12 protein-coding genes are annotated in these 12,561 nt (G+C 48.3%); 11 read left to right on the top strand and 1 reads right to left on the bottom strand.

The genetic code is table 11. The features are described from left to right. Window positions 1-629 precede the first annotated feature (629 nt). The 8 genes from HOLDEFILI_RS16470 to HOLDEFILI_RS16435 all read left to right on the top strand — a co-directional run bounded on the left by HOLDEFILI_RS16470 (window position 630) and on the right by HOLDEFILI_RS16435 (window position 8,257). The gene (locus HOLDEFILI_RS16470; RefSeq protein ID WP_006061019.1) at window positions 630-2,627 is read left to right on the top strand and encodes a BglG family transcription antiterminator; all 1,998 of its coding nucleotides are present in this window, start codon (window positions 630-632) and stop codon (window positions 2,625-2,627) included. A 115-nt stretch (window positions 2,628-2,742) separates the two neighbouring features. Next, window positions 2,743-3,150: a PTS sugar transporter subunit IIA gene (locus tag HOLDEFILI_RS16465; RefSeq protein ID WP_039865336.1), complete on the top strand. Its 408-nt coding sequence runs from the start codon at window positions 2,743-2,745 to the stop codon at window positions 3,148-3,150. Window positions 3,151-3,167: 17 nt separating this feature from the next. Further along, window positions 3,168-3,662, top strand: coding sequence for a PTS sugar transporter subunit IIB (locus HOLDEFILI_RS16460; protein WP_006061017.1), 495 nt, complete (start codon window positions 3,168-3,170; stop codon window positions 3,660-3,662). Between the two features lie 31 nt (window positions 3,663-3,693). Next, window positions 3,694-4,485: a PTS mannose/fructose/sorbose/N-acetylgalactosamine transporter subunit IIC gene (locus HOLDEFILI_RS16455; RefSeq protein ID WP_006061016.1), complete on the top strand. Its 792-nt coding sequence runs from the start codon at window positions 3,694-3,696 to the stop codon at window positions 4,483-4,485. Further along, on the top strand, window positions 4,485-5,303 hold the full coding sequence (locus HOLDEFILI_RS16450) for a PTS system mannose/fructose/sorbose family transporter subunit IID (RefSeq protein WP_006061015.1): 819 nt from the start codon (window positions 4,485-4,487) through the stop codon (window positions 5,301-5,303). Before HOLDEFILI_RS16455 ends, HOLDEFILI_RS16450 begins: the two co-directional genes overlap by 1 nt. A gap of 64 nt (window positions 5,304-5,367) precedes the next feature. Beyond that, the gene (locus tag HOLDEFILI_RS16445; protein ID WP_006061014.1) at window positions 5,368-6,264 is read left to right on the top strand and encodes a hypothetical protein; all 897 of its coding nucleotides are present in this window, start codon (window positions 5,368-5,370) and stop codon (window positions 6,262-6,264) included. After that, window positions 6,261-7,070, top strand: coding sequence for a ChbG/HpnK family deacetylase (locus HOLDEFILI_RS16440; protein WP_006061013.1), 810 nt, complete (start codon window positions 6,261-6,263; stop codon window positions 7,068-7,070). The genes HOLDEFILI_RS16445 and HOLDEFILI_RS16440 overlap by 4 nt, the downstream gene beginning before the upstream one ends. Next, entirely contained in the window at window positions 7,070-8,257 is a 1,188-nt protein-coding gene (locus tag HOLDEFILI_RS16435; RefSeq protein ID WP_006061012.1) for an N-acetylglucosamine-6-phosphate deacetylase, read from the top strand. The genes HOLDEFILI_RS16440 and HOLDEFILI_RS16435 overlap by 1 nt, the downstream gene beginning before the upstream one ends. A gap of 229 nt (window positions 8,258-8,486) precedes the next feature. Here the strand turns inward: HOLDEFILI_RS16435 and HOLDEFILI_RS16430 are convergent, their stop codons facing one another. Then, complete coding sequence (locus tag HOLDEFILI_RS16430) at window positions 8,487-9,890, bottom strand: amidohydrolase (protein ID WP_050767013.1); 1,404 nt, start codon at window positions 9,888-9,890, stop codon at window positions 8,487-8,489. Window positions 9,891-10,095: 205 nt separating this feature from the next. Between HOLDEFILI_RS16430 and HOLDEFILI_RS16425 the strand changes: the two genes are divergently transcribed. The 3 genes from HOLDEFILI_RS16425 to HOLDEFILI_RS16415 all read left to right on the top strand — a co-directional run bounded on the left by HOLDEFILI_RS16425 (window position 10,096) and on the right by HOLDEFILI_RS16415 (window position 12,525). Next, entirely contained in the window at window positions 10,096-10,527 is a 432-nt protein-coding gene (locus HOLDEFILI_RS16425) for a hypothetical protein (protein WP_006061010.1), read from the top strand. Window positions 10,528-10,561: 34 nt separating this feature from the next. Continuing rightward, on the top strand, window positions 10,562-11,677 hold the full coding sequence (alr, locus tag HOLDEFILI_RS16420) for an alanine racemase (RefSeq protein ID WP_006061009.1): 1,116 nt from the start codon (window positions 10,562-10,564) through the stop codon (window positions 11,675-11,677). A gap of 344 nt (window positions 11,678-12,021) precedes the next feature. Then, on the top strand, window positions 12,022-12,525 hold the full coding sequence (locus HOLDEFILI_RS16415; RefSeq protein ID WP_006061008.1) for a hypothetical protein: 504 nt from the start codon (window positions 12,022-12,024) through the stop codon (window positions 12,523-12,525). Window positions 12,526-12,561 lie beyond the last annotated feature (36 nt).

Here is a 12,561-nt window from a genome sequence, read left to right as displayed (position 1 = left end):
GGTTAAACTTGTTCAGAGGACTTCACAGAATGGAAGTCAAGAATCATTGATATTATTTTTTACATAAATTAGATTCATAATTAGGATGACCCTATGTGATTTTAAAGCGCCGTTCTCTAAAACTGTCGCATTAGGTAAAAATGGGAGGCTTTTTAGAAAAATCTAAATTATTTGTAAGTACTTTTTCGATTTCGTGCGTATATTATATATAGAGAAACAAAATTTATTGTTAGTTCGAGATACTTTAAGATTTAAATTTGTTTCTCTGAGCCTTGAAATATTTTCCAAGGCAGCCTGATAAGCTATACGCTCTGTATCAGGACGAGCGATTTGGGCGCTCAGTAAACAAAACCCTGTGCAGTTCGAACTAACAAAGTATGAGTCTCCTTTCCGGGAGACTTTTTACTTTGTTAGTTCTGTTAACCCTGCTTCTCTCGGTGCTGATCAGCTGATCTTACTATAAATGCATTTTTTATTTTAGCTGTAGTCGTTTGTGGCTGAAAAAGTAGACTTTATGAACCAGGCGTTTTCTAACCAAAATATAGCTATTTTCTATCATTTTCAATTATATTTCAATTGTCAGTTAAAGTCTACTTTATGAACCAGATCAGAAAGTTGGAGGATTAGGAATGGCGAATGAAAAGAAACGAATCTTACAGTTATTCTATATTCTTGCCCAACAGGATCAATATATCCGTTCTTATGAGCTAGCGGAAAAAGTAGGGGTCACTGAACGAACGGTCAAAAATGATATTCCGGAATTAGAGGCATTTGCAAAAGCAAGTGGTGCTGATTTAGTAGCGAAAAAAGGAAAAGGTTATGTTCTCAAGGTTTTTGACGAAGATCGCTTTGAACCCGTAAAGACTCAATTGATTATACATTTTTCAAATGTGGGTGAAACACCCAGGGCTCAGAATGACAGAAGTAATGATATTCTTCGCCGGATTATTGTAGAAAATCGCTTTCTTACAATTGAAGATATCGCAGAAGAATTGTATTTAACAAAAAGTTCAATACGGGAAGACATGAAAGATGTTAATTTTTTGCTGAGTAAGTTTAACATGCGATTGAAAAGACGAAATGAAGAGGGGCCTCTGGTTAAGGGCAGCGAATTTGATCGACGAATGTTAATGCTTTGTATTTTTGAAAATCACTATCATGAAGCCATAAATTTGTATAAGAATACAGATTTCTTATCTTTCTTTGACCGGGACGATGAAGAACGCTATGAAATTCGTCATATTTTCCTAAAAACATTGAGGGATTCAGATTGTCATATTCTTGATATCAACACCCAGCGTTTATCTCGTTATTTGTTATTGATGGTTTCTCGTTATCAGGCTGGATGTCCAATAAGTTTGACGCAAAATCAGCGTAAGTATATTCGGCGATTCCGAGAATATTCAGTTGCGAAAGACGTGATCGAAAAATGTCAACGATTTTCCGGCTTTGATGTCAGCGAGGATGAGATTCTTGCTTTTGCTTTGCTGCTGATCTTTTGGGCGGATATTCCTTGGGATTGCGATCTGTCGCAAAATTATTTTGAATTGCATGACGAAGCTCAGGACTTTATTACACTGTTCTGCAAATCAATCAAAAAAGATTATAACCTGGACATCACCACAATTCCAGGTTGGTCACAGATTTTGTGTGCAGGCATTATCCCCATGCTGGTTCAAAAAGATTTCAATGCTTCTTTTCACAGTGTAAGAAGCTTACATTTTGAAGATGCACGGATTCACGACTGTCCTTTAGCCGCAAAATTTGCACACAATCTAGCTAGACTTTTTGAAGAGCGATATCATTGTCAGCTAAGTTTGTATAATTTGATAACTTTTGCGGGACACTTAAATGTACTTTTATTAATGATTTCTTATTCCTTTACCCCAGTCCGTGCGATTGTTTCCAATGGCGGCGGTTACCTCTCTTCTGGAATTTTTAAACGGATTATCGAAAGCCGTTTTGGATCCTATTTTTCTTGCCTGGATGTCTACGAGCTTTATGAAATGCGTAAACTACCGGTTAAAGACTATGATTGGGCAATCCTAAGTTATCCATATTATTCCTATAAATATGATTGGCCATGTCTGATGGTCGACAGTATTCCTACCCAAAGTCAGATGAACGATATATACAATCAGGTTATATTATCTGGAGTTCAGCTGCAGCCGGCGCTGGATCATTTACATTTAACCTCTCTCAATATATACCGTGATTTTGAGTATGAAAACATGGATTCTTTCCTTCGCCTGATCAGTTATAAAATGGGAAAGGATGCGGAGTGTGTTGATAAAATCCAAGTCGATCTTCATTACACGGTAAAAACGTGTGTTGCGAATAAAGTATGTATTCTTTTCATAAAACGCCGGTGGGTCAAAAAAGGAATATTTGAGATTTACCAGTTAAATCAGGAAAAACAGTTTGATGAACAACCGATTCTGCACATTGTTGTGATCAGTGTGGATTTTGATAATAACCTGGAGGCTGTTAGATTTGTTAATGACCTATTAATGATGTTTTTCAAAGATAATGAGAACTTGTGGATGTTGATCGAAAATCATCGAGTTACCGGATTGACGGAGATCGTTCGAGCAAGCTTAAAGGCTTTGCCAATTTCACTTGATTAAGGGAAAAAACGAAAGTTTTCCCTTTTTTTTCGGAAAAAGTGAGCGTGGTAACGCTTACAGAAACGATTTATAGTAAGGACGTTGAAGAAATATCCAACAAGAAAGGGGTATCGCATTGCTAAAAATCTTTTTGTCATCACATGGTCATTTCGCCAGCGGCATGAAAAGCTCGTTGAATATTTTAATGGGCGCTTCTGACAATGTCACGGTGTTTGATGCTTATGTCGATCAAGCTTCAGTCCAGGAAAAACTTGACGCGTTTTATGCGGAAGTTTCTCCGGAAGATCAGGTTTTGCTGATGTCAGATTTAATCGGCGGCAGCGTGAACCAGGTCATGATGACCTATCTGCAGAAGCCGAACACTACGCTGATCGGCGGCGTGAATCTGGCCTGTGTTCTGGAGCTTTCGACAAAAACGGAGGTCACGGCGGAGGAGATTGAACAGATCGTTGAACAGAGCCGATCGATGTTAAGCGTCGTGCAACTGCCGGATTTAACGGAAGAACAAGAGGATTTTTTCTAAGAAAGGAGGAATAGAAAATGATTAAGTTAGTACGTTTGGATGAAAGATTGATTCATGGTCAGGTGGCGATCAAATGGTCACGGCATACGGGAGTTGATCGCATCGTCGTGGCGAATGATGAGGCAGCAGGGAACAAGATTATCCAGCAGAGTCTGATGATGGCTGCGCCGGCGACTGCGAAAGTAACGATCCGTTCAGTCGCTGATTCGATTACTCTGCTGAAGGATCCGCGGGCGGCGGGTCATAAAATTCTGGTCATCATTTCCAACCCGAAAGATCTGATCAAGATCTTGGAAGAAGTGAAGGAGATCCCGCTGATCAACATCGGCAACTATGGCCGGATTGCTCCGAAACAAGGGGATCTTGCCCGTCGAACCTATGGTTCCAATCTGTATGCCTACGACGAGGAAGTTGAAGATTTCAAAAAAGTGTTGAGTTTCGGAATTGACACGGTGTATCAGACCACCCCGGAAGATAATCCGGAAAAATTAAGCAAAGTATTAGGGTTATAAGAAAATCCATTAGGAAAAGAGGAGGAGAATCATGGTATCCGCAGCTTTACAAATTTGTTTAGCATATTATATCATTGCAATTTTAGACCCCTACATCATGTCCTGGCAGTGCCTCAACCGGCCGATCGTCGTTGCTCCGTTAGCGGGATTAATCTTAGGCGATTTCAAGACGGGCATCATTATGGGCGCATCCCTGGAATCGATTTTCATGGGAATTTCCGCCATTGGGGGTTCCATCCCGGCGGATGCGACAACATCCAGCATTATTGCCGTCGCCTATACCATTTTAACCGGCGCTGATATCGAAGCAGGCTTGGCGATCGCTTTGCCAATCGGCACGGTCATGGCTTCCATCGCCGGTATGTTTACGCCGATCTGGGCTTCTCTTGCAGCGTATTGGGAAAAGTTGGCGGCGGAGTGCAATCCGCGTAAATTCGCATTCCAAACGATTGGTTTCTCATGTCTGACGCCATTGATCAACGTTGTCATTCTGTTCTTTGCGGTATCTTACGGTGTTGAAGGGTTGAACGCCTTCTTAGCGAGCATGCCGGCCTGGGTTATGACGGGGTTAGGGGCAGCGACATCGATGATGTTAGCGGTCGGCTTCGCGATCTTAACCTCGATGATCTGGAACAACGAAGTCGGCATCTTCTTCTTCGTCGGTTATGTTCTGGTGGCTTACTTAGGCATGGCAACCTTGCCGATTGCAATTTTAGGCACGGCCATTGCGATCACCATGTTTATGGGGGAAAAGCGCAGTATCGATTTAAAGAATTCGCTGACGGCTTCGGCAGCGAAAACAGATGAGGAGGATTTCTTCTAATGGAAAAGAAAGTATTAACGCCGGAAGAAAAGAAAGTTCTAAAATCCATGTTCTTCCGTTCCCATCTGGTTTTCACCAGCTTCAATATGGTGAAAATGGAAGCGAATGGTTTTACGATTACGATGGCTCCGGCTATTGAGAGTATCTATAAAGACGATATGGAAGGCAAGCGGGAGGCGTATCTGCGGCATCAGAACTTCTTCAACACGCATGCCGTACCGTTCAGTTTCATCGCCGGCTTGGCTTATGCGATGGAAAAAGAGCACAAAGAAAAGAACTCGATTGACGGTCAGACGATTGAGAGTATCAAAGCCGCGTTGATGGGTCCGACAGCCGGGATGTTCGACAGCTTGTTCTTCAACTGTCTGCGTATCATCGCCGCGGGCATCGGCATTGGTTTGTGCGCGGAAGGTTCAATCCTGGGGACTTTGATCTTCATCCTGCTCTATGGTGTAACGCAGTCTATCGTGAAGTATTTCTTTGTGAACTGGGGTTATGTCTATGGGACTTCGTTTATTGATATGGTGTTCTCTTCGGGCTTGATGGGCGCTTTAACGAAAGCGGCATCCGTGCTGGGCTTGATCATGGTCGGGGCGATGACGGCGCAGATGGTCAGCGTTCCGTTGAATTGGACGTTGAACGTCGGCCAGACATCGGTAGTGATCGGCGATGTATTGAATTCGATCTTCCCGGGCTTGCTCGGCGTCATCCTGTTGTTTACGCTGGTTCGGCTGATCAAGAAGGGCGCGCGTCCGACTCAGTTGATTTTGGGCATCTTCGTGTTCGCCTTGGTTGGCGCTTTCTTCAGAATTTTCTAAAATCAGAGTTTAGGCTATGGAGGACTGAGCTTCATAGCCTGTTTTGGCCTTCGGAGGTGAAAGCATGAAAGATGAAATGATGCTCGTCGGCGTAACGCTGGCGCGCCGCTATACGCGTAAACAAAAAGAGATATTCCTGGCGGAAGTGTGCCGGCAGTGCCGTGAAGCTGGATGGAAGACGGAATTTCAAACCCGGCATTCCCGCATGCTGCATGTATGCAATCTGGTTATCGGCGATCTGGCGCATGCGAAGACGGTAATTGCCTGCGCTTATGACACGCCGGCCAGTGCACAGTTGCCAATCCGTTATTATCCGTTGAATCCACGGAAGAACACTCAGGCGGAAGGGTGGAATTTGGCGTGGGAATGGATTTTGGGCGCGGCGTGCTTTTTGATCGCTGCAGGGGCGGTTTATACGCTACGCTGGTTGAGTCCAGCGATGAAAATCGCTGCGGTTTTGGTTGCAGTCTTGGCGGCCTTGCTGGGTGTCAGCTTGCTGCACAGCCGGGGAAACCGCGTTAACTTCAACCGCAACAGTGCTTCTGTAGCCTTGATCCTGCGCTTGATCCAGGAGTGTGATCCCAACGCCTCGACGGCGCTGGTGCTGGTCGATCAGTGCTGTAATTCCTATGAAGGGCTGAAGCTGCTTAAAGAGGCTTGTCCTTCGCGCGCCGAGGTGATTTTACTGGATTGTCTGGCTCAGGGTGAAAAAGTCGTCTGCGCTCATCGAAAAGGAGTTGACGTCTCGGACTTGCTGGAGGAAGATTGGATTAACAAGGAATATGAGGATCCGGACAATGGTCTGCGATTCTTCGAGCGCGGCGTGCTGCTGGCATCCGGCGCGATTGAGAAGCATCAGTTCGTTGTGCGGCATACACGTTCTAAACGGGATTGCCATGTGGATATCCCGCGTTTAGAGCGAATTTTGGAAAAATTGAAAGGCAGGATAAAAGCGGAATGAGAAAATTATTATTTCAAAGTGATGACTATGGCTTAACGGATTCTGTCGCCGATGGAATTCTGAAGGGGATCGATCAGGGAATCATCCGCAATACGGGCTTGTTTGTCAACATGCCCAGCTCCGCCCGGGCTGCGGAGAAAATTCGTGACCGGCAGGGTATCTGCGTCGGCATCGACATCAATCTGGTCGCGGGACAGCCGGTCAGCGATCCGGCAGAGGTTCCTTCCCTGGTGAATCCGGAGGGGCATTTTGTGCCTTCGGTTCAGCGCATGCGTGAGGGCCGGATCATCGGCCGGCAGGGAATGTGCCTGTGTTTTGAAGAGGATCCTTATGATTTCGAACAAACGTTGCTGGAAACGGACAATCAAGTCAAGCGTTTTATTGAATTGATGGGGCGCAAGCCGGACTATTTTCATGGTCATTCGATGGCGACACCCAACACCCAGAGAGCAGCGCGGGCGATCGCGGAGAAATACGATATTTTGATGACGACGGATGTGATGAGCGGCAGTCAGGTTTCAATGATTCCCTGCACATGGACGCCGAAGCCGTTTCCGATTGAGGATCAGCTGAAAACGGATGTGGAACAGGAGTTTCTAAAGTCGCTGGAAGCATCGTTATCGCATGAAATTGGTTATTTTATCTGCCATTGCGGCTTTGTCGAGGAAGATTTGATGAAAGAAACAACTTACACGATGATCCGCATGAAGGATCTGGCGATGGCGACGAGTCCGAAAGTCAGGGCTTTCCTGCAGGAGCATCAGATTGAATTGATCACTTACCGTGATCTGAAGGAGGAGCGCTAATGTTTGTACGATCACATCGAATTGTCACCGACCAGGGAATCGTGGATGGAATTTTGAATCTTGACGAAGGCCGGATTGTGGACATTCTGCCGCCGACAGCACGGGTTGCGATCACGGTGGACGCCGAGAATCACCGGATATTACCGGGGATTATCGACACGCATAATCATGGCACAATGGGATACGGACTGATGAGCGAGCAGGCGGATCCGGAAGCGGTAGTCCGCGGTTACTTAAAGGGGTTAGCGTCCCAGGGTGTTACAGCGTGTCTGCCGACTGCAGATTTTGCTTTGTTCGAGACGATTGTTAAGGTGGCGCAGACGCATGTTGACGGTGCGAAGCCGATCGGCATCCACAGCGAGGGTCCGTATTTGAACCGCGTGGGTGAAAAGGGAATTGATACCGGACATCCGGATATCGATTTAAAGCATGTTCAGACGATGATCGACACCGCCCAGGGGATGCTGAAGCTGGTTGCGATTGCGCCGGAAATTCCGGGCGCAAGGGAAGCGATCGAACTGTTGACGTCGCAGGGGGTCCGCTGTGCTTTTGCCCACAGCAACGCGCTGTATCAGGAAGCGTTGGATTCTTTTCAATGGGGGATCACGGTCACGACGCACACGGCGAACGTCATGGCGGGGATCCATCATCGCCGGATGGGCGGTCTGGGCGCCTGTCTGCTCAACGACGAGGTTTATAACGAACTGATCTGCGACGGCCTGCATGTCGCGAATGAAATGATCGAACTGATGCTTCGGGTCAAAAAGAATCCGTTTGACAAGTTCATGATGGTGTCTGACAATGTACCGATGGCGGGGGCGCCGATTGGCCGGTATCACCTGTCCGGCATGTTCGACGTGAATATTGATGAAAAGGGTTATTGTTTATCGGATACCGGAAGGTTGTGCGGATCGACGCTGCCGGTGATTCGCGGCATTCGCAATCTGGCGGAGAATCTGCATCTGCCGCTGACGGAGATCGTCAAGATGAGTTCACGCAATCCGGCGCAGGTCTACGGCGCGCCTCAAAAAGGCCGATTGGCAGCGGGCATGGATGCGGACTTCATCATTATCGACGAGGATTATCGGGTTCTGAAGACCTTCAGCGAAGGGCGCTGTGTGTATGACGCTGAGAAAGACACGGATTTGTTCAATCCGGATTTTCTGAAGGCTTGCGCAGCGGAGTAAAGCTTTAAAATAGAGATTGAATCATAAAAAAGAATGGGGAACATGAATCCGGATCAACGCTCTGCCCAGAAGACAGGCGGAAGGTATCGCGGATGTTCTGTGAACTCCATTCTTTTTCTTGTTGGAATTGGATCGTGCTGTGTGCGGCAAGCGGAACAGTTTTTAACCTTGGATTCATGCTTGCTTTGGCGGAAAGAGAAATCTGACTGCTGGAATAGGCTGAGCGTGTTTATTGGATAATGTGCGGTTTCACATCGCTGGGAATCAGGCACTCATAGGTCTGCCCCCCTAGCCGTTCATCAAATTCGGCTTTTGCCTTCGTTATGATTTCCGGCTGTTCAAAGCATTTTTCAACGGCTTTCGCCATGACTTCTGCTGCCAGCATCATCCCCTTGTAAGCCAGCGTGGACTTGCCTTGGGCAACCCATTGCCAGGTATGTCCGCCTGCGCCGTAGCTGTAACAGGCGGTGTTGATCTGAGCCGTCGGAACAACCCAGCTGACGTCGCCGACGTCGGTCGATCCCATCGAGCATTCGTCAACGCAGCGGTGACGCAGCACGATATCGCAGATATCGCTGTTCTGGATGTTGGCGATGAGCGTCTTGGGTTCAGCGATACTGGCCGTGACCTCGCTTTCCGGATCAAGCGGATAGGTGTCGCGGAATTGCTTGGCGTAAGCGCGTTCAGCTTCGGTATATTCCGGAGCGCCGGTTTCTAAGAAAGCCTCTTCCAGGACTTGTTCCAGCGTGAAGTTTGGAATGACGTTGCTTAAGCCTTCGTCAAAGATGACGTCGCAGGTCGTCCCGGTCATCAGCGCGGCGCCTTTGGCGATATTGATTACGCGTTCATAGAGTTTCTGACATTTCGGATTGGTTGTGGAGCGGACGAGATATTTAACTTCCGCTTCGGCCTGGACGACATTCGGGGAAATCCCGCCGGCATTGGTGTAGGCGTAATGGACGCGTTCTTTGGAGTCCATGTGTTCGCGCAGATAATTGACGCCGACGCTCATCAGTTCGGCGGCGTCCAGCGCGCTGCGGCCCGCTTCCGGATTGCCTGCGGCATGACTGGAAACGCCGTGGAACCGGAAATAACATTGAATGCAGGACTGATGGGAACCGGAAGATACGACGTTGAGCGTGGATGGATGCCAGGTGATCGCTGCATCGGCGTCCGCGAAGAACCCGTCGCGTGCCAGATAGGCTTTGCCGCTGCCGCTTTCCTCAGCCGGACAGCCGACCATTTTGATCGTTCCCGGCAGCTTGTTCTTTTCCAGATAGTCTTTAACGATCATCGCGGCGGCAATCGAGCCGACGCCTAACAGATGATGGCCGCAGCCGTGGCCGGTCGCCATGCCTTCGATCGGTTTGTACTCGGCGACGTCCGCTTCCTGACTCAGACCGTAAAGCGCGTCAAATTCCGCTAACAGGCAGATTACCGGCTTTCCGCTGCCCCAGACTCCGACAAACGCCGTATCCATGCCGCAAAGACCTTCAGTCACCTGGAAACCTTCCCGGCGCAGGAAATCACTCATGGCCTTCGCTGATTTGTGTTCCAGAAAACCGGGTTCAGCGTAGTCCCATAGTTCTTTCTGCAATTCATATAATGCTTGATTCTGCGTCTTCGATAACACGGTAGAACCTCCTTCTCTCATTTAAAAAAATGATACTCTGGGAAAGTGGAAAAGTAAAGAAAACGGTTCTCAAATTGTTTTTTCTGTTCTATTTCCTGACGGCAGGCAAAATTACCTGTTAATGATTTGTAAGATTCTGTCTGCGGATCGCCCGTTCTCTTTTAAATTTGATTGTGCTATACTGGGAGTATTCAGGAGGTCTTGTATGCTTAAAATTTACAATAAACAGGCGCTGACCCGCAATGAACGGTTCATTCGGGCAGTTGGATATGGTGTTGGGGCGACCGTGGGACTGACAATTCTTTACGGTCTGCTCGCGCGGTTTCTCATGTTTGAATTCTCGGTGGTTTACCTGGCGTTCGGTTATGCGATCGGCACGGTCATCCGTAAATATGGGCGTGGAGTGCAGGTGCGGTTTTCCGTTCTGGCGGCGGTGCTGGCCGTGGTTTGCTTCCTATTCGGCGATATGATCGCTTATTTTGGCTTTGGTGTGTTTACGATGGGATTTCAGTTCTTTATGCTTGCGTTCAGGATGGTTTTGCAGAGTCTGATCGGCACAAGTATGAACGCGTTGTTGTCGCTGATGTTCCGCATCGGCGGGGTTTATCTGGCTTATACGACATCCCGCTTTGTCTAAGCGGCAGGGTGAAATCAGGAAAAGAGGAACAGACATGTTTTATCGGGAGAGCTGGGTAGAGGTCGACCTGGATCAGATCAAAGAAAATATCCGCTGGCTGCGCCGGCAGACCGACCGGCAGTTTATCGCGGTGATCAAAGCGAATGGTTACGGCGCCGGCGATGGTCCGGTTGCGCGGGCAGCCTTGGAAGCGGGAGCCGCGATGTTGGCGGTGTCGAGCTTGGATGAGGCGTTGTCGTTACGGTATCAGGGAATAACGGCGCCGGTTTTAATCTTAGGCGTCGTGGATCCGTCTCAAGCGGAGCTGCTTCTGCGGTATGATCTGGCGGTGCCGGCAGTATCGCTGGATTGGGTTAAAGAGCTGGTTCAGATCCCGGTCAGGGGTTTGAGAGTACACTTAAAAGTGGATACCGGTATGCACCGCATCGGAACGGGGAATCTTGACGAACTGCAGGCGATGTTAACGCTGCTGCAGGAAAATGGCGCCTTGGTGGAAGGTATTTTCACGCACTTTGCCTGCTCGGATAATCCGGATAATGGGATGACGGACGATCAGGCGGCTCGGTTCGAGCACATTGTCCGTGCTTTGGATACGCCGTTTCGCTGGGTGCACAGCAGTAATTCCGATGCGGCTGTGCATTATCCGAAGGCGCCGGGCAATGCGGTCCGCTGCGGACTGGCGATGTTCGGCGTGACTTCCTACGCGACGGCGCTGAAGCCGTGCGTCAGCTTGTACAGCCGATTGGTCTATGTCAAGGCGTTGCCGGCAGGGCAGCCGGTGGGTTATGGGGCGACCTATACGACGCAGAAAGAGGAGTGGATCGGAACCTTGCCGATCGGTTATGCCGACGGCTGGATTCGCAAGCATCAGGGGCGGCAATGCTGGATTGAAGGGGAAACCGGCGACTTTGTCGGGCGGATCTGCATGGATCAGGCGATGATCCGGCTGCCGCACGCGTTTCCGGTGGGAACGAAGGTTGAACTATTCGGCCCGCATCTTCCGTTGGAACAGGTGGCGCGGGAGTTGGGAACGATTCCGTATGAAGTTTTGACTTTGCTGAGTGATCGGTTGGCGAAAGTCTATATCGAAGATGGCCGGATCCGTGAAGTTGCGAATCCGCGCCTGGACCGGTTAATGCAGGAACAATAGAGATTGGGCTTTTTGCCTTTGCTTCCGTTTTCTGCAAACCTGAACTCGTGATGAGGAGAATAGCCATAAGAGCCTTCTGTAATTGTTAAGATTACCGGAGGTTTTTTGATTCTTACTTTCTTTTCTATTCGCTGTAATCTTGAAATGGGGGGGGAGAAGAAGAGATCCGCAGTTTGTCCTGTTGATCTATTGTCTTGATCTTCATTTTAGGGAATGAAGGATGGGAAAGGGGGATTTGGAACGATTTGGGACAAAATTGAGACAAGAAAATGGAAGAAATTTCTGAAATCTGGGAGGCTTTTGTAAAAAAAGCGCAATAGTATTAGTAGGAGGAGATTATTCCCATGATTATGAATGTGAAAATTACATGTTTTCCAACCTTGTCGCAGCGCCGCCAGCTCTGCGCCTTAAGCCACAGCGCCGCGCAGTTCCGCGAAGAATTATTTGACGCGATGATCCATCAACCTCACTTGATAGAAGACGCGCCCTTGCCGGATGCTTATCAGTCGCTGCCGACGGCGATGCTTCAGCAGGTCTGGAAACAAGCTCAGCGGATGAAGCTGGGTACCAAAAGAGATCAATACCGCATCCGGCATACCTTGCCTTCCTGTCAATGGAAGCGAACTGAGATGGAAGTCCGGGAGAATCAGCTGGTGCTGGATTCGATCACTCAGCCTATTTATTACATCGCTCCGGTGGCTCAGCGGCATTTAATGAATCAGGGGGAGGTGGTCAAAATTACGTTAAAGGAGGCGGAGGATCAATGGGCAGCGGTGCTCTGTCTGTTGATTGACGAACGTAAAAAAGAGCTTCCCAATGAGGAGAAGCTCGGTGCAGTTAAGGGATAAGCCGCTGCTGAAAAATCATTTTAACAGCGGCTATCG

This window comes from Holdemania filiformis DSM 12042 (assembly GCF_000157995.1).
GTDB lineage: Bacteria > Bacillota_I > Bacilli_A > Erysipelotrichales > Erysipelotrichaceae > Holdemania > Holdemania filiformis.
This window is presented reverse-complemented; position numbering and strand designations above follow the sequence as displayed.